This is a genomic window from Winslowiella toletana, from assembly GCF_032164335.1.
In the GTDB taxonomy this organism is placed as follows: domain Bacteria; phylum Pseudomonadota; class Gammaproteobacteria; order Enterobacterales; family Enterobacteriaceae; genus Erwinia; species Erwinia toletana_A.
The window spans coordinates 407,788-430,373 of record NZ_CP134152.1 but is presented as its reverse complement, the minus strand read 5'-3'; the positions used below and the strand labels follow the sequence as shown (position 1 = coordinate 430,373).

General features: G+C 50.8%; 38 protein-coding genes. 2 read left to right on the top strand and 36 right to left on the bottom strand.

Features of this window, described 5'->3' with window-relative positions; all coding sequences use genetic code 11:
- Positions 1–4: 4 nt before the first annotated feature.
- The 21 genes from rplO to rpsJ all read right to left on the bottom strand — a co-directional run bounded on the left by rplO (position 5) and on the right by rpsJ (position 9,165).
- A complete protein-coding gene (gene rplO / locus RIN69_RS02025; RefSeq protein WP_052902747.1) occupies positions 5–439 on the bottom strand; it encodes a 50S ribosomal protein L15 in 435 nt (144 codons plus the stop codon).
- Positions 440–442: 3 nt separating this feature from the next.
- Positions 443–622 (bottom strand): 50S ribosomal protein L30, encoded by a 180-nt coding sequence (gene rpmD, locus RIN69_RS02020; RefSeq protein ID WP_024966590.1) that lies wholly within the window; start codon positions 620–622, stop codon positions 443–445.
- A gap of 5 nt (positions 623–627) precedes the next feature.
- Positions 628–1,128 carry a 30S ribosomal protein S5 gene (gene rpsE, locus RIN69_RS02015; protein WP_313855244.1) on the bottom strand — a complete coding sequence of 167 codons (501 nt, stop codon included), beginning with the start codon at positions 1,126–1,128 and terminating at the stop codon, positions 628–630.
- A 14-nt stretch (positions 1,129–1,142) separates the two neighbouring features.
- Positions 1,143–1,496, bottom strand: coding sequence for a 50S ribosomal protein L18 (gene rplR, locus RIN69_RS02010; RefSeq protein WP_052902743.1), 354 nt, complete (start codon positions 1,494–1,496; stop codon positions 1,143–1,145).
- 9 nt (positions 1,497–1,505) lie between these two features.
- The gene (gene rplF / locus RIN69_RS02005; RefSeq protein WP_313855243.1) at positions 1,506–2,039 is read right to left on the bottom strand and encodes a 50S ribosomal protein L6; all 534 of its coding nucleotides are present in this window, start codon (positions 2,037–2,039) and stop codon (positions 1,506–1,508) included.
- 12 nt (positions 2,040–2,051) lie between these two features.
- Complete coding sequence (gene rpsH / locus RIN69_RS02000; protein WP_052902739.1) at positions 2,052–2,444, bottom strand: 30S ribosomal protein S8; 393 nt, start codon at positions 2,442–2,444, stop codon at positions 2,052–2,054.
- 30 nt (positions 2,445–2,474) lie between these two features.
- Positions 2,475–2,780, bottom strand: a complete 306-nt coding sequence (gene rpsN, locus RIN69_RS01995; protein ID WP_052902737.1) for a 30S ribosomal protein S14 — start codon at positions 2,778–2,780, stop codon at positions 2,475–2,477.
- Between the two features lie 14 nt (positions 2,781–2,794).
- A complete protein-coding gene (rplE, locus tag RIN69_RS01990; RefSeq protein ID WP_017799046.1) occupies positions 2,795–3,334 on the bottom strand; it encodes a 50S ribosomal protein L5 in 540 nt (179 codons plus the stop codon).
- 14 nt (positions 3,335–3,348) lie between these two features.
- Positions 3,349–3,663 carry a 50S ribosomal protein L24 gene (rplX, locus tag RIN69_RS01985; RefSeq protein WP_313855238.1) on the bottom strand — a complete coding sequence of 105 codons (315 nt, stop codon included), beginning with the start codon at positions 3,661–3,663 and terminating at the stop codon, positions 3,349–3,351.
- A gap of 10 nt (positions 3,664–3,673) precedes the next feature.
- Positions 3,674–4,045, bottom strand: a complete 372-nt coding sequence (gene rplN, locus RIN69_RS01980) for a 50S ribosomal protein L14 (RefSeq protein WP_000613954.1) — start codon at positions 4,043–4,045, stop codon at positions 3,674–3,676.
- A gap of 166 nt (positions 4,046–4,211) precedes the next feature.
- Entirely contained in the window at positions 4,212–4,466 is a 255-nt protein-coding gene (rpsQ, locus tag RIN69_RS01975; protein ID WP_017799048.1) for a 30S ribosomal protein S17, read from the bottom strand.
- A complete protein-coding gene (rpmC, locus tag RIN69_RS01970; protein WP_013204129.1) occupies positions 4,466–4,657 on the bottom strand; it encodes a 50S ribosomal protein L29 in 192 nt (63 codons plus the stop codon). The genes rpsQ and rpmC overlap by 1 nt, the downstream gene beginning before the upstream one ends.
- On the bottom strand, positions 4,657–5,067 hold the full coding sequence (gene rplP, locus RIN69_RS01965) for a 50S ribosomal protein L16 (RefSeq protein WP_002438716.1): 411 nt from the start codon (positions 5,065–5,067) through the stop codon (positions 4,657–4,659). The genes rpmC and rplP overlap by 1 nt, the downstream gene beginning before the upstream one ends.
- A 12-nt stretch (positions 5,068–5,079) precedes the next feature.
- Positions 5,080–5,778 (bottom strand): 30S ribosomal protein S3, encoded by a 699-nt coding sequence (gene rpsC, locus RIN69_RS01960; RefSeq protein WP_002919766.1) that lies wholly within the window; start codon positions 5,776–5,778, stop codon positions 5,080–5,082.
- A 17-nt stretch (positions 5,779–5,795) separates the two neighbouring features.
- The gene (gene rplV / locus RIN69_RS01955; protein WP_052902732.1) at positions 5,796–6,128 is read right to left on the bottom strand and encodes a 50S ribosomal protein L22; all 333 of its coding nucleotides are present in this window, start codon (positions 6,126–6,128) and stop codon (positions 5,796–5,798) included.
- A gap of 14 nt (positions 6,129–6,142) precedes the next feature.
- Entirely contained in the window at positions 6,143–6,421 is a 279-nt protein-coding gene (gene rpsS / locus RIN69_RS01950) for a 30S ribosomal protein S19 (RefSeq protein WP_004929772.1), read from the bottom strand.
- Between the two features lie 16 nt (positions 6,422–6,437).
- Positions 6,438–7,259 (bottom strand): 50S ribosomal protein L2, encoded by an 822-nt coding sequence (gene rplB, locus RIN69_RS01945; RefSeq protein WP_052902731.1) that lies wholly within the window; start codon positions 7,257–7,259, stop codon positions 6,438–6,440.
- 17 nt (positions 7,260–7,276) lie between these two features.
- Entirely contained in the window at positions 7,277–7,579 is a 303-nt protein-coding gene (gene rplW / locus RIN69_RS01940; RefSeq protein ID WP_052902730.1) for a 50S ribosomal protein L23, read from the bottom strand.
- A complete protein-coding gene (gene rplD / locus RIN69_RS01935; protein WP_052902728.1) occupies positions 7,576–8,181 on the bottom strand; it encodes a 50S ribosomal protein L4 in 606 nt (201 codons plus the stop codon). The genes rplW and rplD overlap by 4 nt, the downstream gene beginning before the upstream one ends.
- 10 nt (positions 8,182–8,191) lie before the next feature.
- Complete coding sequence (gene rplC / locus RIN69_RS01930; RefSeq protein ID WP_313855233.1) at positions 8,192–8,821, bottom strand: 50S ribosomal protein L3; 630 nt, start codon at positions 8,819–8,821, stop codon at positions 8,192–8,194.
- 32 nt (positions 8,822–8,853) lie between these two features.
- The gene (gene rpsJ / locus RIN69_RS01925) at positions 8,854–9,165 is read right to left on the bottom strand and encodes a 30S ribosomal protein S10 (RefSeq protein ID WP_001181005.1); all 312 of its coding nucleotides are present in this window, start codon (positions 9,163–9,165) and stop codon (positions 8,854–8,856) included.
- Positions 9,166–9,544: 379 nt separating this feature from the next.
- On the opposite strand from rpsJ, the gene RIN69_RS01920 reads away from it, so the two are divergent.
- The gene (locus RIN69_RS01920; RefSeq protein ID WP_313855231.1) at positions 9,545–10,333 is read left to right on the top strand and encodes a prepilin peptidase; all 789 of its coding nucleotides are present in this window, start codon (positions 9,545–9,547) and stop codon (positions 10,331–10,333) included.
- Here RIN69_RS01920 and bfr read toward each other — a convergent pair.
- The 11 genes from bfr to fkpA all read right to left on the bottom strand — a co-directional run bounded on the left by bfr (position 10,316) and on the right by fkpA (position 18,594).
- Entirely contained in the window at positions 10,316–10,786 is a 471-nt protein-coding gene (gene bfr, locus RIN69_RS01915) for a bacterioferritin (RefSeq protein WP_313855229.1), read from the bottom strand. The two genes, RIN69_RS01920 and bfr, sit on opposite strands and share 18 nt — an antisense overlap.
- 84 nt (positions 10,787–10,870) lie before the next feature.
- Entirely contained in the window at positions 10,871–11,065 is a 195-nt protein-coding gene (bfd, locus tag RIN69_RS01910) for a bacterioferritin-associated ferredoxin (protein ID WP_313855227.1), read from the bottom strand.
- 178 nt (positions 11,066–11,243) lie between these two features.
- The gene (tuf, locus tag RIN69_RS01905; RefSeq protein WP_313854325.1) at positions 11,244–12,428 is read right to left on the bottom strand and encodes an elongation factor Tu; all 1,185 of its coding nucleotides are present in this window, start codon (positions 12,426–12,428) and stop codon (positions 11,244–11,246) included.
- Positions 12,429–12,497: 69 nt separating this feature from the next.
- Entirely contained in the window at positions 12,498–14,612 is a 2,115-nt protein-coding gene (gene fusA / locus RIN69_RS01900) for an elongation factor G (protein ID WP_313855226.1), read from the bottom strand.
- Positions 14,613–14,708: 96 nt separating this feature from the next.
- Positions 14,709–15,179 carry a 30S ribosomal protein S7 gene (gene rpsG / locus RIN69_RS01895; RefSeq protein WP_017803037.1) on the bottom strand — a complete coding sequence of 157 codons (471 nt, stop codon included), beginning with the start codon at positions 15,177–15,179 and terminating at the stop codon, positions 14,709–14,711.
- Between the two features lie 95 nt (positions 15,180–15,274).
- The gene (gene rpsL, locus RIN69_RS01890) at positions 15,275–15,649 is read right to left on the bottom strand and encodes a 30S ribosomal protein S12 (protein ID WP_003852912.1); all 375 of its coding nucleotides are present in this window, start codon (positions 15,647–15,649) and stop codon (positions 15,275–15,277) included.
- A 125-nt stretch (positions 15,650–15,774) separates the two neighbouring features.
- On the bottom strand, positions 15,775–16,062 hold the full coding sequence (tusB, locus tag RIN69_RS01885; protein ID WP_313855223.1) for a sulfurtransferase complex subunit TusB: 288 nt from the start codon (positions 16,060–16,062) through the stop codon (positions 15,775–15,777).
- A gap of 9 nt (positions 16,063–16,071) precedes the next feature.
- Complete coding sequence (gene tusC / locus RIN69_RS01880; RefSeq protein WP_313855221.1) at positions 16,072–16,431, bottom strand: sulfurtransferase complex subunit TusC; 360 nt, start codon at positions 16,429–16,431, stop codon at positions 16,072–16,074.
- Positions 16,431–16,817, bottom strand: a complete 387-nt coding sequence (gene tusD, locus RIN69_RS01875) for a sulfurtransferase complex subunit TusD (RefSeq protein ID WP_313855220.1) — start codon at positions 16,815–16,817, stop codon at positions 16,431–16,433. The genes tusC and tusD overlap by 1 nt, the downstream gene beginning before the upstream one ends.
- Positions 16,817–17,539, bottom strand: coding sequence for a helix-turn-helix transcriptional regulator (locus RIN69_RS01870; protein WP_313855219.1), 723 nt, complete (start codon positions 17,537–17,539; stop codon positions 16,817–16,819). The genes tusD and RIN69_RS01870 overlap by 1 nt, the downstream gene beginning before the upstream one ends.
- 236 nt (positions 17,540–17,775) lie before the next feature.
- Positions 17,776–18,594: an FKBP-type peptidyl-prolyl cis-trans isomerase gene (gene fkpA, locus RIN69_RS01865; RefSeq protein ID WP_313855218.1), complete on the bottom strand. Its 819-nt coding sequence runs from the start codon at positions 18,592–18,594 to the stop codon at positions 17,776–17,778.
- A gap of 294 nt (positions 18,595–18,888) precedes the next feature.
- On the opposite strand from fkpA, the gene RIN69_RS01860 reads away from it, so the two are divergent.
- Positions 18,889–19,107: a protein SlyX gene (locus RIN69_RS01860; RefSeq protein WP_313855215.1), complete on the top strand. Its 219-nt coding sequence runs from the start codon at positions 18,889–18,891 to the stop codon at positions 19,105–19,107.
- Between the two features lie 104 nt (positions 19,108–19,211).
- On the opposite strand, the gene slyD is transcribed toward RIN69_RS01860, so the two are convergent.
- The 4 genes from slyD to kefG form a co-directional block, all read right to left on the bottom strand.
- On the bottom strand, positions 19,212–19,757 hold the full coding sequence (gene slyD / locus RIN69_RS01855; RefSeq protein WP_313855214.1) for a peptidylprolyl isomerase: 546 nt from the start codon (positions 19,755–19,757) through the stop codon (positions 19,212–19,214).
- Positions 19,758–19,907: 150 nt separating this feature from the next.
- On the bottom strand, positions 19,908–20,102 hold the full coding sequence (locus RIN69_RS01850; protein WP_313855213.1) for a YheV family putative zinc ribbon protein: 195 nt from the start codon (positions 20,100–20,102) through the stop codon (positions 19,908–19,910).
- 63 nt (positions 20,103–20,165) lie between these two features.
- Complete coding sequence (gene kefB, locus RIN69_RS01845) at positions 20,166–21,971, bottom strand: glutathione-regulated potassium-efflux system protein KefB (protein ID WP_313855212.1); 1,806 nt, start codon at positions 21,969–21,971, stop codon at positions 20,166–20,168.
- On the bottom strand, positions 21,972–22,523 hold the full coding sequence (gene kefG, locus RIN69_RS01840) for a glutathione-regulated potassium-efflux system ancillary protein KefG (RefSeq protein WP_313855211.1): 552 nt from the start codon (positions 22,521–22,523) through the stop codon (positions 21,972–21,974).
- Positions 22,524–22,586: the final 63 nt, after the last annotated feature.

Genomic DNA, 22,586 nt, shown 5'->3' with positions numbered 1-22,586 from the left:
CTACTTATTCCTCAATTTTACCGCCAGCAGCTTCGATTGCAGCACGAGCGCCTTTAGTGACACGCAGACCGCGAACCGTTACCGGTGCAGAGACTTCGCCAGACAGAATAACTTTAGCGAATTCAATCTGAATACCGATAATGTTAGCCGCTTTCAGCGTGTTCAGGTCGACGATCCCGCCTTCAACTTTCGCCAGGTCAGACAGACGAACTTCTGCCGTAACCATTGCTTTGCGAGAGGTGAAACCGAATTTCGGCAGACGGCGGTACAGAGGCATCTGACCACCTTCGAAACCGCGACGTACGCCACCGCCAGAACGAGAGTTCTGACCTTTGTGACCACGACCACCGGTTTTTCCGAGGCCAGAACCAATACCACGACCCAGACGCTTCGGTGCGTGTTTAGACCCTTCGGCCGGAGACAGAGTATTTAAACGCATCTGTTACTCCTCCACTTTAACCATGTAGGAAATCGCGTTAACCATACCGCGTACAGCTGGCGTGTCTTCACGCTCTACGGTGTGGTTAATACGACGCAGACCCAGGCCAAGCAGCGTTGCCTTGTGTTTCGGCAGACGACCGATTGCACTGCGGGTTTGAGTAATTTTAATAGTCTTTGCCATGGTCATTACCCCAGAATTTCTTCAACGGATTTACCACGCTTGGCAGCGACCATTTCCGGGGAATTCATATTGCCCAGGCCATCCAGAGTTGCACGAACCACGTTGATCGGGTTGGTGGAACCATAGGCTTTAGCCAGAACGTTATGAACCCCAGCGACTTCCAGAACGGCGCGCATTGCACCACCGGCGATGATACCAGTACCTTCTGAAGCCGGCTGCATGAACACGCGGGAACCTGTGTGAACACCTTTAACAGGGTGTTGCAGGGTGCCGTTGGTCAGCGCGACGTTAATCATATTGCGACGGGCTTTTTCCATCGCTTTCTGGATCGCTGCTGGAACTTCACGCGCTTTGCCGTAACCAAAACCGATGCGACCATTACCGTCACCTACCACAGTCAATGCTGTGAAGGAGAAAATACGACCACCTTTTACAGTTTTAGATACACGGTTTACCGCGATCAGCTTTTCCTGCAGTTCGCCAGCTTGTTTCTCGATGTGTGCCATCTTACACCTCTACCTTAGAACTGAAGGCCAGCTTCACGAGCAGCATCTGCCAGTGCCTGGACGCGACCATGATATTGGAAACCGGAACGGTCGAAAGAAACATCTTTGATGCCTTTTTCGAGAGCGCGTTCAGCCAGTGCTTTACCCACAGCAGCCGCAGCGTCTTTGTTGCCGGTATACTTCAGTTGTTCAGTGATAGCTTTTTCTACAGTAGAAGCAGCAACCAAAACTTCAGAACCGTTCGGAGCAATGACCTGTGCGTAAATATGACGCGGAGTACGATGTACTACCAGGCGAGTTGCACCCAGCTCTTTGAGCTTGCGACGTGCGCGGGTCGCACGACGGATACGAGCAGATTTCTTATCCATAGTGTTACCTTACTTCTTCTTAGCCTCTTTGGTACGCACGACTTCGTCGGCGTAACGAACACCCTTGCCTTTATAAGGCTCAGGACGACGGTAGGCGCGGATGTCAGCTGCAACCTGGCCGATCAACTGTTTATCAGCGCCTTTAAGCACGATTTCAGTCTGAGTCGGACATTCAGCAGTGATTCCCGCTGGCAGCGCGTGTTCAACTGGATGAGAGAAGCCAAGAGCCAAACTCACCGAGTTGCCTTTAACGGCCGCACGATAACCTACACCAACCAGCTGCAGCTTCTTAGTGAAGCCTTCGGTAACACCGATAACCATTGCGTTAAGCAGCGCGCGAGAAGTACCCGCCTGCGCCCAGCCGTCAACGAAACCTTCGCGCGGAGCGAAAGTCAGAGCGTTGTCAGCATGCTTAATTTCAACAGCATCATTGATAGTACGAGTCAGCTCGCCGTTTTTACCTTTAATCGAAATAACCTGACCGTTGAGTTTTACCTCTACGCCGGCAGGAATGACGACAGGTGCTTTAGCAACACGAGACATTCTTTCCTCCGATTAAGCTACGTAGCAGATAATTTCGCCACCAAGACCTGCCTGGCGCGCTGCACGATCAGTCATAACACCTTTAGAGGTAGAAACAACGGCAATACCCAGTCCTGCCATAACTTTAGGCAGTTCGTCTTTGCGCTTATAAATACGCAGACCTGGACGGCTTACACGTTGAATGCTCTCTACCACAGCCTTGCCCTGGAAATACTTTAAAGTCAGTTCCAGTTCTGGCTTGGTGTCGCCTTCGATTTTAAATTCTTCAATATATCCTTCTTCCTTCAGCACGTTGGCAATTGCCACTTTTAGCTTGGAGGAAGGCATGGTGACCGCAACTTTGTTCGCGGCCTGACCGTTACGGATACGGGTCAGCATATCCGCGATCGGATCTTGCATGCTCATCTGTCTTTACTCCCGTGATTCAATTGGTAATTACCAGCTAGCCTTTTTCAAGCCAGGTACTTCACCGCGCATTGCGGCTTCACGAAGCTTAATACGGCTCAACCCGAATTTGCCCACATAACCATGTGGACGGCCAGTTTGGCGGCAGCGGTTACGCTGACGGGACGGGCTGGAATCACGCGGCAGAGTCTGCAGCTTAAGAACAGCATTCCAACGATCTTCGTCGGATGAGTTCACACTAGAGATGATAGCTTTCAATTCCTCGCGTTTAGCGCGGTATTTATCAGCCAGTTTTACGCGAACGACTTCGCGTGCCTTCATCGATTGCTTAGCCATGAAGTAACCCTACCTTACTTGCGGAACGGGAAGTCAAAGGCAGCCAGCAGAGCACGGCCTTCATCGTCAGATTTCGCAGTAGTGGTAATGGTAATATCCAAACCACGAACGCGATCGACTTTGTCATAGTCGATTTCTGGGAAGATGATCTGCTCACGAACGCCCATGCTGTAGTTACCACGGCCATCGAATGACTTAGCGGACAAGCCACGGAAGTCACGGATACGTGGAACAGCAATAGAAATCAGACGCTCAAAGAACTCCCACATGCGCTCGCCACGCAGAGTCACTTTACAGCCGATCGGATAGCCCTGACGGATTTTGAAGCCTGCAACTGATTTGCGTGCTTTGGTGATCAACGGTTTTTGACCGGAGATTGCTGTCAGGTCAGCTGCTGCATTATCCAGCAGTTTCTTGTCAGCGATCGCTTCACCAACACCCATGTTCAGGGTGATCTTCTCGACCCGAGGGACTTGCATGACAGAATTGTAGCCAAACTCAGTCATGAGTTTTTGGACTACCTCGTCTTTGTAGTAATCATGCAGTTTCGCCATCGTACTACTCCAAATTACTTGATAGTTTCGCTATTAGACTTGAAGAAACGGACTTTTTTGCCGTCTTCGAATCTAAAGCCTACACGGTCAGCCTTGCCGGTTGCCGTATTGAAGAGTGCAACGTTAGAAACCTGCAGAGCAGCTTCCTTTTCAACGATGCCACCTGGTTGGTTCAGGGCCGGAACCGGCTTCTGATGTTTCTTAACCAGGTTGATACCTTCAACAATGACCTTACCAGAAGACAGGACATTCTTAACTTTACCGCGCTTACCTTTATCTTTACCGGTCAGCACGATAACTTCGTCATCGCGACGGATTTTAGCTGCCATTGCTCGCTCCTTAGAGTACTTCTGGTGCCAGAGAGATAATTTTCATGAACTTTTCATTACGAAGTTCACGAGTTACCGGCCCAAAAATACGCGTACCGATAGGTTGCTCGCTGTTATTATTTAAAATAACGCATGCATTACCATCGAAGCGAATGACAGAACCGTCCGGGCGACGAACACCCTTCTTGGTGCGCACCACTACCGCCTTCAGCACATCACCCTTCTTAACCTTACCGCGAGGAATTGCTTCCTTGATGGTAATTTTGATGATGTCGCCTACGCCTGCGTAGCGACGGTGCGAGCCACCCAGAACCTTGATACACATTACGCGACGTGCACCGGAGTTGTCGGCGACGTTCAGCATAGTCTGTTCTTGGATCATTTTAGTGCTCCGCTAATGTCAACTACTACTTCGGGACCTGATACAGGTCGTTAGAAAGCCCCATAATTGAGGGCGCGGCATTATAACACCGGATCTCGCATATGGGTAGAAAAAATGAACGGCTCGACAGAGCCGTTCATTTTATTTTTAAAGAAAGGTGATTCTATTACAGAATCGCTTTCTCTACAACGCGAACCAGAGTCCATGACTTAGTCTTGGACAGTGGACGGCATTCGCGGATTTCAACCACGTCGCCGATACCACATTCGTTGTTCTCGTCGTGTACGTGCAGTTTAGTCGTACGCTTGATGAATTTACCGTAGATCGGGTGTTTCACAAAACGTTCAATCGCAACAACGATGGATTTCTCCATTTTGTCACTCAGGACACGACCTTGCAGAGTACGGATTTTATCGGTCATTACGCACCCGCCTTCTCAGTCAGTAAAGTCTTAACGCGTGCAACATCACGACGCACTTGCTTCAACAGATGACTCTGTTGCAGCTGGCCGGATGCTGCCTGCATGCGCAGGTTAAATTGCTCACGCAGCAGATTAAGCAGCTCAGTGTTCAGCTCTTCAACGCTTTTTTCACGCAGCTCTGTTGCTTTCATTACATCACCGTCTTAGTTACAAAGGTGGTTTTGATAGGCAGTTTTGCTGCTGCCAGCTTGAATGCTTCACGGGCCAGCTCTTCTGGTACGCCGTCCATTTCATACAGGACTTTACCAGGCTGGATCAAGGCAACCCAATACTCCACGTTACCTTTACCTTTACCCATACGCACTTCCAGCGGCTTCTCGGTGATCGGTTTGTCCGGGAATACACGGATCCAGATCTTACCTTGACGCTTAACTGCACGGGTCATAGCACGACGTGCTGCTTCGATCTGACGTGCAGTCAGACGACCACGGCCAACAGCTTTCAGACCGAAAGTACCGAAGCTAACATCCGTACCCTGCGCCAGACCACGGTTGCGGCCTTTGTGCACTTTACGGAATTTTGTACGCTTTGGTTGTAACATCAGCGACTCTCCTTACTTACGGCCTTTACGCTGCTGCTTTTTAGGTTGAGCAGCCGGTTCCGGTTGTTCAACAGCAGCCATACCACCCAGGATCTCACCTTTGAAGATCCATACCTTAACGCCGATTACACCATAAGTGGTGTGCGCTTCAGAGGTGTTGTAGTCAATGTCAGCACGCAGGGTGTGCAACGGCACGCGGCCTTCACGGTACCATTCAGTACGCGCGATTTCAGCACCGCCCAGACGGCCACTAACTTCAACTTTAATACCTTTAGCGCCCAGACGCATTGCGTTCTGTACAGCACGCTTCATAGCACGACGGAACATCACACGACGCTCCAGCTGTGAAGTGATGCTGTCAGCAACCAATTTAGCGTCCAGTTCCGGTTTACGGACTTCGGCGATATTGATCTGTGCAGGAACGCCAGCGATATCCGCTACGACCTTGCGCAGTTTTTCTACGTCTTCGCCTTTCTTACCGATTACGATGCCAGGACGAGCGGTGTGAATAGTCACACGGATGCTCTTAGCCGGACGCTCGATAACGATACGAGATACGGACGCTTTAGCCAGTTCTTTAGTCAGGAACTGACGAACTTTAAAATCGCTGTCCAGGTTGTCAGCGAATTCTTTGGTATTGGCGAACCAGGTAGAGTTCCAGGGTTTAACAATACCCAGTCGAATACCATTAGGATGTACTTTCTGACCCATTGCTAGTCTCCAGAGTCTCAGCGATCGGACACAACCACAGTAATGTGGCTGGTGCGCTTCAGGATGCGATCTGCACGACCTTTTGCACGCGGCATAATGCGCTTCATGCTTGGGCCTTCGTCGACGAAGATTTTCGTGACTTTCAGATCATCAATGTCAGCGCCATCGTTGTGTTCGGCGTTAGCAATGGCAGATTCCAGAACTTTCTTGACCAGTACAGCCGCTTTCTTATTGGTGTAGGTCAGAATGTCCAGAGCCTGCGACACTTTCTTACCGCGTACAAGGTCAGCCACCAGGCGAACCTTTTGAGCAGAAGAACGAGCGTGGCGATGTTGAGCTAAAGTTTCCATCTCTTCCTCCTGCCTTAGCGTTTCTTGGCTTTTTTGTCGGCCGCGTGTCCGCGATAAGTACGAGTCGGCGCAAATTCACCCAGTTTGTGACCAACCATTTCGTCGGAAACAAAGACTGGAACGTGCTGACGACCATTATGGACAGCGATGGTCAAACCGATCATGTTAGGAAAGATCGTTGAACGACGGGACCAAGTGCGCAGGGGCTTCTTGTCACCGCTTTCCACCGCTTTCTCTACCTTCTTCAGCAAGTGCAGGTCAATAAAAGGACCTTTCTTGAGAGAACGTGGCATGGCTTATCCTCTAAAATTATTTGCTACGGCGACGTACGATAAATTTATCAGTACGCTTGTTGCTACGGGTCTTCTTACCTTTGGTCTGAACGCCCCACGGGGTTACCGGGTGCTTACCAAAGTTACGACCTTCACCACCACCGTGCGGGTGATCGACTGGGTTCATCGCAGTACCGCGAACGGTAGGACGAACACCACGCCAACGAGTTGCACCGGCTTTACCCAGAACGCGCAGCATGTGCTCAGCGTTACCGACTTCACCCAGGGTCGCGCGGCAGTCTAATTCGACTTTACGCATTTCACCTGAACGCAGACGCAGGGTAACGTAGGAACCTTCACGCGCAACGATCTGCACGTAAGCACCAGCAGAGCGAGCAATCTGACCGCCTTTGCCTGGTTTCATTTCTACGTTGTGAACGGTAGAACCCACTGGGATGTTACGCATCGGCAGGGTGTTACCTGCTTTAATCGCAGCATCAACGCCAGACTGAATCTGGTCGCCAGCTTTCAGGCCTTTAGGGGCCAGGATATAACGGCGCTCGCCATCTTTGTACAGAACCAGCGCGATGTTCGCGGAGCGGTTCGGATCGTACTCAAGACGTTCAACAGTTGCCGGGATACCGTCTTTGTTGCGTTTGAAGTCAACAATACGGTAAGCCTGCTTGTGACCACCACCGATATGACGGGTAGTGATGCGACCATTGTTGTTACGGCCACCGGATTTGCTGTTTTTTTCTACCAGCGGGGCAAATGGTTTGCCCTTGTGCAGCTCTGGGTTCACCACTTTAACTACGTGACGACGACCCGGAGATGTCGGTTTACATTTAACAATTGCCATTGTTCTTCTCCTCCGACTTACTCAGCGCCGCCGACGAAGTCCAGATTCTGGCCTTCTTTCAGGGTGACGTAAGCTTTTTTCCAGTCGCTACGACGACCAATACGCTGTCCGTGACGTTTTGATTTCCCTTTAACTAACAGGGTATTCACGACTTCAACTTCAACTTCGAAAAGTTTCTGAACAGCGGCTTTGATTTCTGCTTTGGTCGCGTCTTTAGCAACTTTGAGAACGATGGTGTTGGTTTTTTCCATCGCAGCAGATGCTTTTTCAGATACGTGCGGCGCGCGCAGTACTTTCAGCAGACGTTCTTCACGGATCATGCCAGCATCTCCTCAACTTGCTTAACTGCGTCAGCAGTCATAACGACTTTGTCGAAGGCGATCAGGCTAACTGGGTCGATGCCCGCTGCATCACGTACGTCAACCTTGTACAGGTTACGTGCGGCCAGGAACAGGTTCTCTTCCAGTTCGCCAGTGATGATCAGCACATCTGCCAGAGCCATGTCTTTCAGCTTCTCTACCAGCAACTTAGTTTTAGGTGCTTCCAGAGAGAACTGCTCGACAACGATCAGGCGTTCTTGACGTACCAGTTCGGACAGGATGCTTTTCAGCGCGCCGCGGTACATCTTTTTGTTAACTTTTTGACTGTGGTCCTGTGGCTTCGCAGCGAAGGTCACACCACCTGAGCGCCAGATTGGGCTTTTTACAGTACCCGCACGCGCACGGCCGGTGCCTTTCTGACGAAACGGCTTTTTACCGGAACCAGTTACTTCAGCACGGGTCTTCTGAGCACGAGTACCTTGACGGGCACCTGCTGCATAAGCAACAACAACCTGGTGTACCAGCGCTTCGTTGAAATCACGACCGAAGGTAGTTTCGGAAACAGTCAGCGCGCTTTGCGCGTCTTTCAATACTAATTCCATGGCTATCCCCTTACGCCTTCACAGCTGGTTTAACGATCAGGTCGCTACCGGTAGCACCGGGAACTGCACCTTTAACCAGCAGCAGGTTGCGCTCAGCGTCAACACGCACAACGTCAAGGCTCTGAACGGTTACGCGCTCATTACCCAGCTGTCCTGCCATTTTCTTGCCTTTGAACACTTTGCCCGGAGTCTGGTTCTGACCGATAGAACCCGGAACGCGGTGAGACAAGGAGTTACCGTGGGTAGCATCCTGAGTACGGAAGTTCCAGCGCTTTACAGTACCGGCAAAACCTTTACCTTTAGATGTACCAGTCACGTCAACTTTTTTCACTTCAGCGAAAATGTCGACATTAATGCTCTGACCTACGGTGAATTCTTCGCCTTCAGCAGTACGGAATTCCCACAGACCACGGCCAGCTTCAACACCAGCTTTAGCAAAATGACCTGCTTCAGGCTTAGTTACACGGTTAGCTTTTTTAGCACCGGTAGTTACCTGCACAGCAGTGTAACCGTCGTTTTCCAGGCCTTTGACCTGAGTAACGCGGTTTGCTTCAATTTCGATCACGGTTACTGGGATAGAAACGCCATCTTCAGTGAAGATGCGGGTCATGCCCACTTTTTTACCGACTAAACCAATCATTGTTTCAACCTCTCAATCGCTCAATGACCTGATTAACCCAGGCTGATCTGCACGTCAACACCGGCAGCCAGATCCAGACGCATCAGAGCATCAACCGTTTTTTCAGTTGGCTCAACGATGTCAACCAGACGCTTGTGAGTGCGAATCTCGTACTGATCACGCGCGTCTTTGTTAACGTGCGGGGAGATCAGAACGGTAAAGCGCTCTTTGCGGGTCGGCAGCGGGATTGGACCACGAACCTGCGCACCAGTGCGCTTGGCAGTCTCAACGATTTCCGCAGTTGATTGATCGATCAGACGATGATCAAACGCTTTAAGACGGATACGGATTCTTTGGTTCTGCATGAGACCAGAGCTCCAATTATTTATAAACGAAAAGAATTACTACCCACATCCATTACGATTGATGGAGGAGTGTAATCGTTCAGTACATAACTCCCCAATTGGGAGTATTGTCTGGCCAGACGCGTTAACGTTAGCCTGCGACTCTAATTGAGTCGCGCCTGACATAAATGGCAGGCCGGCGTATTATACGTGAATCTGCTCATCTGGCAACCCATATTCGATGATTGACTACTGGCATCCGGAAGCTGGTGCAAATAAATCCTGACAGAGGCTGCAACTGCACTACTTGCTTGTGCAATGTTTTCCAGTTTGACGATTGCGCCAGTGACAACCCCGCCTGCCCCGCCCTATGCTGCCGGACAGTCAATGGGAGAAACTTATGGATGAGTGGCTGGTGATAGCGGCGTTGCTGACGGGCGCCGTACTGGGCAGTTTTCTTTGCCTGGTCATTGAACGTTTTCCGATGGATGCCAACGCACGCGTCTGGCTGGCACGAATTTGCCGTCCAGCTTCTGCCTGTATCTCATGCGGTCGCAGACTGGCCCTGCGCGATTTGCTGCCACTGATCAGCTGGTTGATGCTACGGGGTTGTTGCCGCTACTGTCATCAACCTATTTCGCGCTACAGTTACTATCTCGAGTCAGGTACTGCTCTGTTGTTGGCAACGGTCGCCGTTAGTTGCCCGCACCCTGCCCTGTTTGCCTGGCTAGCTCTTTTTAGTTGTGCGGTTCTGGTTCTGAGTGAAATTGATCGACGCCATCTGTTATTGCCTGATGCCATTACACTGCCGCTGCTGTGGTGCGGCCTGCTGTTTAATCTGCAACTTTCGCCGCTTCATTTGCAGCATGCACTACTTGGCGCAATATGCGGCTATATCAGTTTTCGCGGGATTAACCAGGTCTATCTCTGGCTACGGCAGCAGGAGGGAATGGGATTAGGCGACGCGAAATATTTTGCCGCGCTGGGCGCGTGGACTGGCTGGCTTTCACTGCCGTTGATTGCCACGCTGGCGGCAGCCATTGGCATTCTGGGCTGGCTGGTAAGCCGGCTGAAGGGACAAAAAACCATCCGGCAACCTTTTGGGCCGAGCCTGTCAGTTGCGGGATGGTCGGTGCTTATTGCTCAACATAGTGAAACTGACTGGTTTAATTTATTGTTTAATTTGTGATTGCAGGTAATTCTGAACGCCGATTTTTTGAATCAGATCGAGTTCGGTTTCAAGAAAGTCGATATGGTGCTCTTCATCCGCAAGGATTTCGATCATCATATCGCGACTCACATAGTCATGAACCTTGTCTGCATAGGCAATGGCCTCTCGCAGATCCTTGGCACCTTCCAGTTCCAGTACTAAATCTGATTTCAGAATCTCTTCAACATCTTCACCGATGCGCAGCCTGCCTAAATCCTGCAGATTGGGGATGCCTTCGAGAAAGAGAATGCGTTCAATGTACTTGTCCGCATGCTTCATTTCATCAATCGACTCGTGATACTCAACATCATTCAGGCGCATCAGTCCCCAATTTTTGAACATTCGCGCATGCAGGAAATACTGGTTTATAGCAACCAGTTCATTACCCAGTAATTTGTTGAGATGGTTTATGATTTTAATATCGCCCTTCATTTTGCTTCCTCCGCTTCCAGTTAATAACAGCGTAGATGCGGAATGAAGGAAGTCAAAAATCCATGACAATAATCATGGGTATTGTCAGGCGATCTCTTTGTACTGCGGAACGTGTTGCAGCTCATCATCCATGATTTCACGCGCGGCGCGAATGCATTTGCCGCACTGTTTACCTACTGGCACTAACTGACGAAGATGCTGAATAGACTTTGGCTGATAGTGACGCACGACTTCACGAATAGTTTTATCACTTACGGCATTACACAAGCAGACGTACATTTCTGAACTCCAGTACAATTTCTGATCATAGTGTAAATGCGAATCGTTTTTATTACAATCCCTGAATAGCAGGAGTAGCGCGACTTATCGCTGGTTTTTGGGCATAAAAAAAGAGCACCGAAGTGCTCTTTTTTACTGCTGTGGCCAGTTTGAGCTGGCCACTTCAGGTTATCTGCAATTAAGCGATAACTTTAGCAACAACGCCCGCACCAACAGTACGGCCGCCTTCACGGATTGCGAAACGCAGACCGTCATCCATCGCGATTGGGTGGATCAGGGTAACTTTCATGTTTACGTTGTCGCCTGGCATTACCATCTCAACGCCTTCTGGCAGTTCGATGGTACCGGTCACGTCAGTAGTACGGAAGTAGAACTGTGGACGGTAGCCTTTGAAGAACGGAGTATGACGGCCGCCTTCATCTTTAGACAGGATGTAAACTTCTGAATCGAAAGTGGTGTGCGGCTTGATTGAGCCTGGCTTAGCCAGAACCTGACCACGTTCGATGTCTTCACGTTTGATACCACGCAGCAGAACACCAACGTTCTCACCAGCACGGCCTTCGTCCAGCAGTTTGCGGAACATTTCAACGCCGGTACAAGTAGATTTCACGGTATCTTTGATACCAACGATTTCAACTTCTTCACCAACTTTAACGATACCGCGCTCTACACGACCGGTAACAACAGTACCACGGCCGGAGATGGAGAATACGTCTTCGATAGGCAGCAGGAATGGCTTGTCAATCGCACGCTCTGGCTCTGGGATGTAAGAATCCAGGTAACCTGCCAGCTCAACGATTTTCTCTTCCCACTCAGCTTCGCCTTGCAGCGCTTTCAGAGCAGAACCACGAACGATCGGCAGATCGTCGCCTGGGAAATCGTATGCAGACAGCAGTTCACGAACTTCCATCTCAACCAGTTCCAGCAGCTCTTCGTCATCAACCATGTCACATTTGTTCAGGAACACGATGATGTAAGGAACGCCAACCTGGCGACCCAGCAGGATGTGCTCACGGGTCTGAGGCATTGGGCCATCAGTCGCAGCAACAACCAGGATAGCGCCGTCCATCTGAGCAGCACCGGTGATCATGTTTTTGACGTAGTCGGCGTGTCCCGGGCAGTCAACGTGCGCGTAGTGGCGAGTCGGGGTGTCATACTCAACGTGAGAGGTGTTGATGGTGATACCACGAGCTTTTTCTTCTGGCGCGTTATCGATCTGGTCGAATGCACGAGCAGAACCGCCGTAGGTTTTAGCCAGTACGGTGGTGATAGCTGCAGTCAGGGTAGTTTTACCGTGGTCAACGTGGCCGATAGTACCGACGTTGACGTGCGGTTTGGAACGTTCAAATTTTTCTTTAGACACGACGATATTCCTTACTTTAATGCTCTCACCCGAGGTGAGAGCATATGATCAATATGTTAAAACTGTAGTTTATTTACTACGAGCTTCAATAACGGCCTGAGCGACGTTGTTTGGCGCATCATCATACTTCAGGAACTCCATAGAGTATGAAGCACGGCCTTTGGTCAGAGAACGCAACTGAGTCGCGTATCCGAACATTTCAGACAGCGGAACTTCAGCGTGAATCTGAACGCCTGTAGCGTTAGATTCCTGTCCTTTGAGCATACCACGACGACGGCTAAGGTCACCGATTACGTCACCAGTATTCTCTTCAGGAGTCTCTACTTCAACCTTCATGATTGGCTCAAGCAGTACCGGAGTTGCTTTCTTAAAGCCATCTTTAAAGGCGATAGATGCTGCCAGTTTAAACGCCAGTTCTGAGGAGTCAACGTCATGGTAAGAACCGAAGTGCAGACGCACACCCAGGTCAACTACTGGATAACCAGCCAGAGGGCCAGATTTCAGCTGTTCCTGAATGCCTTTATCAACCGCAGGGATGTATTCACCAGGAATCACACCACCTTTGATGTCATTGATAAATTCGTAGCCTTTCGGGTTTGAACCCGGCTCCAGTGGGTACATGTCGATAACCACATGACCATACTGACCGCGACCACCAGACTGCTTGGCGTGTTTGCCTTCGATATCGGTAACTTTTGCGCGAATCGCTTCACGATAAGCAACCTGAGGTTTACCGATGTTCGCTTCAACGTTGAATTCACGCTTCATACGGTCAACGATGATGTCGAGGTGCAGCTCACCCATACCAGCGATAATAGTCTGGTTAGTTTCTTCGTCAGTCCATACGCGGAATGACGGGTCTTCTTTAGCCAGACGACCCAGAGCCAGACCCATTTTTTCCTGGTCAGCTTTGGTTTTCGGTTCTACGGCGATAGAAATTACCGGTTCAGGGAATTCCATACGCTCCAGAATGATGACGTTATCCGGATCACACAGGGTGTCACCGGTGGTCACTTCTTTCAGACCGATTGCAGCAGCGATATCACCTGCGCGAACTTCTTTGATCTCTTCACGTTTGTTAGCGTGCATCTGTACGATACGGCCCAGACGCTCACGCTGAGATTTGACCGGGTTATACACGGTATCACCGGAGTTCACGACACCAGAGTACACGCGGAAGAAGGTCAAGTTACCCACAAACGGGTCGGTAGCGATTTTGAACGCCAGCGCAGCAAACGGCTCATCGTCATCGGAGTGACGCACAGCCGGAGTGTCTTTACCGTCGTCCAGGATACCGTTAATCGCGGTAACGTCAGTCGGTGCCGGCAGGTATTCAATAACCGCATCCAGCATCGCCTGCACACCTTTGTTCTTAAATGCAGAACCACAGGTTACCAGGATAATTTCGTTATTCAGAACGCGCTTACGCAGAGCAGTTTTGATCTCTTCTTCAGTCAGCTCTTCGCCACCAAAGAATTTCTCCATCAGCTCATCAGAAGCTTCAGCTGCGGCTTCGACTAATTTCGCGCGCCATTCTTCAGCCAGTTCCTGCATATCTGCCGGGATGTCTTCGTATACGAAGGTCACGCCTGCATCTTCATCGTTCCAGTTGATGGCTTTCATTTTCACCAGGTCAACAACACCGGTGAAACCTTCTTCTGCGCCAATAGCCAGCTGAAGAGGAACCGGAGTAGCTGCCAGACGTGATTCAATCTGACCAACAACTTTCAGGAAGTTAGCACCCATACGGTCCATTTTGTTAACGAACGCGATACGTGGAACTTTATATTTGTTTGCCTGACGCCATACGGTTTCAGACTGTGGCTGAACACCACCAACTGCACAGTAAACCATTACTGCACCGTCGAGAACACGCATGGAACGTTCAACTTCGATGGTGAAGTCAACGTGTCCAGGGGTGTCGATAATGTTTACGCGGTGTGGCTCAAACTGCTTCGCCATACCTGACCAGAACGCAGTGGTTGCTGCGGAGGTGATGGTAATACCACGCTCCTGCTCCTGTGCCATCCAGTCCATGGTGGCTGCGCCGTCATGAACTTCACCGATTTTGTGGTTTACACCGGTGTAGAACAGGATACGTTCGGTAGTAGTGGTCTTACCGGCGTCGATGTGTGCACTGATACCGATGTTACGATAGCGTGCAATAGGTGTTGTACGAGCCATTTGATTCCTCTGATTCTCGGACGTTCAAGGTTAGTTAACCCAAGCGGGTTGGCTAGTTGAAGCGCCCGCTTGGTTAGCTTAACGACTACGTGGCTATTACCAGCGGTAGTGAGCGAACGCCTTGTTGGCTTCAGCCATACGGTGAACGTCTTCACGTTTCTTAACTGCAGTACCTTTGTTCTCTGCAGCGTCAGAAAGTTCGTTCGCCAGGCGTAAAGCCATAGATTTATCACCGCGTTTACGAGCAGCTTCTACGATCCAACGCATTGCCAGGGCATTACGACGAACCGGACGGACTTCAACTGGTACCTGATAAGTAGAACCACCAACGCGGCGAGACTTAACTTCGACAGTCGGACGCACGTTGTCCAGAGCTACTTCGAAAGCTTCCAGTTCGTTTTTACCAGAACGCTGAGCCAGGGTCTCCAGCGCGGTATAGACGATTGCTTCAGCAGTAGATTTTTTACCATCTACCATCAGGATGTTTACAAATTTAGCCAGCAGTTCTGATCCGAACTTAGGATCCGGCAGAATTTTACGCTGACCAATAACGCGACGACGTGGCATGGAAATACTCCGTTGTTAATTCAGGATTGTCCAAAACTCTACGAGTTTATTTTGACATTTATTTAAAACGTTTGGCCTTACTTAACGGAGAACCATTAAGCCTTTGGCTTCTTCACGCCATACTTGGAGCGAGCTTGCTTACGGTCTTTAACACCGGAGCAGTCCAGCGCGCCACGAACAGTGTGGTAACGCACACCTGGCAAGTCTTTAACACGACCGCCACGGATCAGGATCACGGAGTGTTCCTGCAGGTTATGACCTTCACCGCCGATGTAGGAGGTAACTTCAAAACCGTTGGTTAAGCGAACACGACATACTTTACGCAGTGCGGAGTTCGGTTTTTTAGGGGTAGTGGTATACACACGAGTACATACACCACGTTTCTGCGGGCAGGCTTCCAGCGCAGGCACGTTGCTTTTTGCAACTTTGCGTACGCGTGGTTTGCGAACCAGCTGATTAACTGTTGCCATTAAATAGCTCCTGGGATTTGCTTTTGCTTCGTAAACACGTAATAAATCGCCTCGTAGTATCACGAGGACGCAGAATTTTAGAGCTGAGCTTAAAAGGTGTCAAGAAATAACCAGGATTACTGTGTTTACCAGGTCATTTGCTGCGGATGTTTCACCGCCAGCGCGACGAAATCATTATAGCTCACTAACTTCACTTTGGTTGAAATTTGAGCAGAAAGGCCGCGAGCATCAACGTCCTCCTGCAAAACATACAGCGTCACCGGCGCCGCCAGCAGCGATGTCAGAGCACCACTGCCCTCAATTGCGGCCAGCACGCCATTTTGCAGCATTAACAACTCATCTCCGGTTTTCAACATGCGCAACATCAAATCAAAGTCACACTGAAACGGAGAATTCATCAGGGTATGCAGCATCGGTGTTCCTTAAAACGTCAGTAGCCGGTCGAACTGACCAAGACATTCACGCAGCGCATCGCTGCTGAGCACCTCAGCGGGCAGCACGCGCGCATCATCGACAGACAATCCACGTTCGGCCAGCGAGGCCGCACAGAGATAACACTGGTCAACGTCATACAGCGGTAACACACCAAAGGTGGCAATATAATTACGCGCCAGTATTTTCTCTGGCTGCTGGCCTGCAGTGAGCTGCATTACGCCATCACCGATAAAAAACAGCGCAACGTCATCGCTGAGTGCTGATGTCGCCAGCACCGCATCCAGCCCTTCACGTCCGGCACTGCTGCCATGTGGCGCCTGAGTAAAAATAAAAGCGATTGAATTCATTAAAATTGCACCAGTCTTTCGCAACTCAGTACCGCTTCTGCCAGCGAGCCCAGTCCGGTCAGTTCAAAGCCCGGCTGCAGATTAGCAACGGGCAGAGAGAGACTTTCCGCCTGCTGTAAGTCAGTCACACCACGCCGCAGCGCTGCCGCCACGCAAATATGCAGTGCGGTACCCTGCTCGTCATGCAATTTCTGCCAGCCGCGCACCAGATCAAACTCATCACTGGCTGGCGCAGCCAGCTGATTGGCATTCAGCACCCCTTCGCGATAAAAGAACACGCTGGATAGCGTGTGCCCTGCCGCCAGCAAAGCATTGGCGAACAGCCATGCGCTGCTCGCCTGCTGAGTGCCATAAGCCGGCCCGGTGACCAGCAGCGTAAAGCGCATTAGCGCTCTTGTCCCTGAAAATCGCCGCTCTTGAACTGACGAATGTAAAGGTACACGGTGTGCTTGGAGATGTTCAGGCGGTCAGCGACCTGATTGATCGCATCTTTAATATCGAAAATGCCCTTTTCATACAGGTTAAGCACAATCTGGCGGTTCTTGGCATTATTCGACACATTACGATCGGCACTGATCTCTTCAATGGTGAACTCCAGCGTTTGCATCACCAGATCCTCCACTGAAGAGGCAAAATTTACCGATGAAGCGACCTCTTTGATTTCCGGCGGCATAAAAGTCGACATGATTTGTGAGAACGGCACGTCGAGATTCATGTTAATGCACAGCAAACCAATAACCCGGTGTTCACGGTTGCGAATGGCAATAGTGACCGATTTCATCAGCACGCCGCTTTTGGCGCGGGTGAAATAGGCTCTGGAGACATTCGTATCCGCTCCGGTCATATCATGCAGCATGCGCAGCGCAAGGTCGGTTATCGGCGAACCAATTTGGCGGCCAGTATGTTCGCCATTGGCAATACGCACCGCTGAACACTTCAGATCTTCCAGCGAGTGAAGCACGATTTCACAGTGTGAACCGATCAGCATCGCCAGGCCATCGACCACCGCTTCATAGGACTTCAGAATATCGTGATCGGTCTGGACGAACGGATGTTGCTCCAGTAAGTCTGACTCGGTTAGCTCACTGGGACTGAATGGATTAGACATGAAAGAGACACCCTACTAGTGGCTGGAGCCTGTCTCAGCGCGGCCTGGGCAGACTCAATATCAGAATTTTGCGCGATAAACAGTTTAGCAAACCTGGCAAAGTCATGTCCTGGCCTTTGTTGCTAATTGCGTAGAATCTCGAAAAGTGGTGAAACGCGGGGCAGGAAGAAAGAAACACTGAACCGCCGCAGAAGCTGCGGCGGTTCTCCCAAATAGATTGGGAACAAACTCAGTAATTACTGGGCTTGTTTGTCAGCAGCGGCTGGTGCTTGCGCCTTATCGTCTGCTTTAGGTGCTGGTTTGATATCAAGCAGTTCAACATCAAATACCAGCGTGGAGTTAGCCGGAATGCCCGGAACGCCATTTTTACCGTAAGCCAACTGCGGTGGAATTACCAGCTTGATTTTACCGCCTTTTTTAACCTGCTTCAGACCTTCGGTCCAGCCTGGGATCACGCCGTCAAGACGGAATGACAGTGGCTCGCCACGGGTGTAGGAGTTATCGAACTCATTACCGTCGATCAGCGTACCTTTATAGTTTACAACTACGGTGTCGCTGTCTTTTGGCGCTTCACCAGTACCCTGCTTCTCTACCTGATACAGCAGGCCTGAGTCGGTTTTCTTCACGCCTTTTTCTTTAGCAAATTTTGCTGCGAAAGCTTCGCCTTTTTCAGCGTTCTCTTTCGCATCTTGTTCCATCTTGGTCTGGGCTGCGCCCTTCACACGACCTTCAAAGGACTGCAGAGTTTGCTCGATCTCTTTATCAGAGAGTTTGCTCTTACCGGCAAACGCATCCTGCACGCCGGCGATCAGCTGGTCTTTCTCCAGTTTGATACCCAGCTTTTCTTGCTCTTTGAGGGAGTTTTCCATGTAACGGCCTAAGGATGCACCCAGCGCATAAGCGGACTGCTGATCCTCATTTTTAAACGCGGCGTTTTTAGGAGCCTGAGGCGCGGCCTGTTGAGCAGGTGCAGATTCTGCTGCCATTGCCAGCGGTGCATTCAGCGCAACGGCCATGGTGGTAGCTAACAATGTGACTTTAAACAGTGATTTCATCCATTTCTCCAAAACCGAAGCCTCTCACCTCGGAAATCATTATAACCTGTCGGTTAGTACTATAGCTGTGCGCGAGTAAACTACCTGGTTCTGCCAAAGATTACTCAGTTAACCTACGACTGTTGTAATGCCGTTAAGTTTCAAACAGTACATGAAGACAGCATAACCATTTTTCAATCGTTAGCTTGAAATTAGCTGCTTTTGCCTGGTTAAAGCAATGCTTTTACCGTTAGAATCAGACGAATCACCCGGAAATAGGTCTACGCTGCGCAGGCAGTAATCAGAGGAAATAATATGCAACAATCATTGTTTGAACAGCGGCTGGAGTTGCTGGAAAGCAAACTGGCTTTTCAGGAGCACACAATTGATGAGCTGAATCAGACAGTGGTGCAGCATGAGTTAGAGATGGCGAGGATGCGTGAGCAGCTACGCCTGATGCTGGATAAACTAAAGGCTGCGGCACCGTCGATGATTGCTTCACAGTCTGAAGAGACGCCACCACCGCATTATTGATTGATGAAATAGCTGCGCTACGCTGCTGCTGGCGCAGTCATCCAGTCGCTCGCTCTGTAAAACAAAAAAGGCCGCCGAAGCGACCTTTTTTTAGCATTAAATGCTTAGTGGCAGCCACAGCCGCCAGTGCCGCAACCACCTTTACCGTGGTCATGGTCATGCTCGTGATCGTGGTGATGGCCATCTTCACCGTGAACGTGGCCGTGAGCCAGTTCTTCCGGAGTCGCTTCACGAATCGCGATAACTTCCACGTTGAAGTTCAGGTTCTGACCCGCCAGCATGTGGTTACCATCAACCACAACATGCTCATCTTCAACTTCAGTGATTTCAACTGGAACCGGACCCTGGTCGGTCTCAGCCAGGAAACGCATGCCAACCTGCAGCTCGTCAACGCCCATGAACACGTCTTTTGGTACGCGCTGCACCAGATTGTCATCATACTGGCCGTAGGCTTCGTTAGCCGCGATATGCACGTCAAACTTATCACCAACAACGTGATCTTCCAGCGCTTTTTCCAGACCAGAAATCAGGGAACCATGACCGTGCAGATAGTCCAGCGGTGCGCTCACCGGAGACTCGTCAACCAATACACCGTCTTCTGTACGTACCTGATAGGCCAGGCTAACCACCAGGTCTTTTGCTACTTTCATGATATCTCCTAACCGTTGAGAACTTAGATCCTGCCTCATTGGTCTATTTTTGCGTGCAATAATACCAACCAGTCAGATTTTAATGGCGCCGATTGTAACGGAATTCAACCCCGCTGTACGCTTAAGCTTAAAAAAAGCTGCCTCATTGCGCTACTCGGGATGAAAAATACCGATCACTTGCTCATTGCTGCGAACCTGATCGCGTACCTGCTTATCCGCTTCACGCATTTGATGACCACACTTTACACACTCAACGACGTCAACATTGTTTTCCCGCCATAGCGCGAGAGTGTCTTTTTCCTGACAGTGCGGACAAACCGCACCGGCGATAAAGCGTTTACGCATTATTGTTTCCACATTGCGGGCGACGAAAACGCCGCACCTGAATGATCGAATTGAAGCTAAGAATTACTCGAACTCATCCCAGCCATCGTACTGCCGCCTCTCATGCTGCATCTCCGTCTGGAAGATATCCTCCAGTTCACGCCGCGCTTCCCGCACGCGCGAAATTTGCGCACTGTCACCGTGGTTAGGCATCAGATCGCGCAGCATGCGCATATCCAGCCGGCGGAAGTGCAACTGCGCACGCGTCGCCTGATGCGGATGCATGCCGACGGTCATCAACGCTTTGCGCCCCAGCTCCAGCGCACTGGAGAAGGTTTCGCGCGAGAATTGCGTGACGCCAGCCTGCAACAATTCGTGGGCCTCAACACGACCCCGCGCACGCGCCAGAATTTGCAGATGAGGGAAGTGCTGCTGACAAAGATGCACAATGGTCATCGAATCTTCCGGCGCATTACAGGTAATCACGATGGACTGTGCGCTTTCAGCCCCTGCCGCACGCAATAACTCCAGCTCGGTTGCATCACCATAGTATACTTTATAGCCATACTTACGCATCAGGCTAACCGCACTGATATCACGCTCCAGCACGGTAATGCGCTTTTTGTTCGCCATCAGCAAACGACCAACTACCTGCCCGAAACGACCAAACCCCACCACGATCACCTGAGGTTTATCATCTTCAACAAACGGTTTTTCATCGCTGGCGTCACTCTCATTAAAGCGACGGGACAGGATTTTATCGATGCCCTGCATCAGCAGCGGCGTGGTCATCATCGACAAAGTGACAATAACCAGCAGTAGTGGAAGCTGATCGCCGCTAAACAGTTTTGCCGATGACGCAGCCGAAAACAGCACGAAAGCAAACTCTCCACCCTGGCTTAGCACGCCGGCAAATTGCAAACGCTCCGAACTGCGCAAGCCGTAAGTACGCGCCAGCAGATACAGAACCGCAATTTTCATCAGCACCAGCGCCACAACACCGATGAGAATTTCGGGAATGTGGGTATAGAGCACGCCGAGATTCAGCGCCATGCCGACCGAGATAAAGAATAAGCCCAGCAGCAAGCCTTTAAACGGCTCAATCGCAATTTCCAGCTCGTGACGGTATTCACTCTCAGCCAGCAGAATACCGGCGATGAACGTCCCCAGCGCCATGGAAACGCCGAGCATATCCATAAATAACGCCGAGCCAAGCACCAGCAGCAACGCGGCTGCGGTGAACACTTCACGTACGCCGGATGCGGCGATAAAGCGGAAAATGGGTCGCAGTAAATAGCGGCCACCGATCAGCATGCCGCCAAACGCCAGCACCTTCATACCGACTTTCATCCAGTCAATATGTCCGCTGTCACTGCCTGCCAGCAAAGGCACCAGCGCCAGCGCCGGGATGACCGCGATATCCTGGAACAGCAATACCGAGAAACCTAACTGCCCGGATTCATTGCGGTTCATGCCTTTATCACGCATCAGTTGCAGCGCCATCGCCGTCGAGGACATTGCCAGACCAATCCCACCGATCATTGCTGCCTGCCAGGAGAAGTCGGTCAGCCACAGCAAACCGCCGAGCACTGCGGCACTGAATATCACCTGCGCGGCGCCAACGCCAAATATCGAACGCCGGAGCTTCCAGAGCTTAGAGGGATTCAGCTCCAGGCCAATGATAAACATCAGAAACACCACGCCCAGCTCGGAGAAATGCAGGATCTCATCAACGTCGCTGATAAATCCTAATCCCCACGGTCCAATCGCGATGCCTGCCAGCAAATAGCCCAGTACCGCTCCAATACCCAGCCGGGCAGCAATCGGCACCGCCACCACGGCGGCAAACAGATACAGTACGCCAGCCGTCAGTAGGGTTTGTCCTTCCATTTATAAACCTCCATGCGGCAGCGGTGATGCCAGCCAGTCACCGTAAGCTCGCGCATAATTTTTCATCACTTCCGGTGTCTGACGGCGCGCCCAATAGATAATCATCGGCGTCATCCAGTGCATCCGGCACATTTGTGCGGTGAGTTCAAACGGACGCATAATTTCCGACAGCGGGTAACGATTCAGCCCATGCTGATGATAGGCCGTTTCCGGCTCGCCGGTCGTCACCACACTGCGCCAGTATTTACCTTCCAGCATATTGCCGCCGACGCCGCTGGCAAAGCCGCGCGACAACACGCGGTCCAGCCACTCTTTCAGCAGCGCGGGGCAGCTGTAGGTATAAAGGGGATGCTGGAACACGATAACTTGATGCTCACGCAACAGCTGTTGTTCGTAACTCACATCAATAAAAAAATCAGGATAGTGCGCGTACAAATCGTGCACGGTGACGTGGGCTAACTGCTTCGCCGGCTGCAACAAAACGCGATTGGCTATCGAATCTTGTGATTCCGGGTGAGCATATAGCAGCAAAACTTTAGGTGGCTGCGACATCTTGTCCCCTTCAATCGTCGTCATGGTGTACGTTTTCAGCTACCATGCTCGACGCAACGGAAT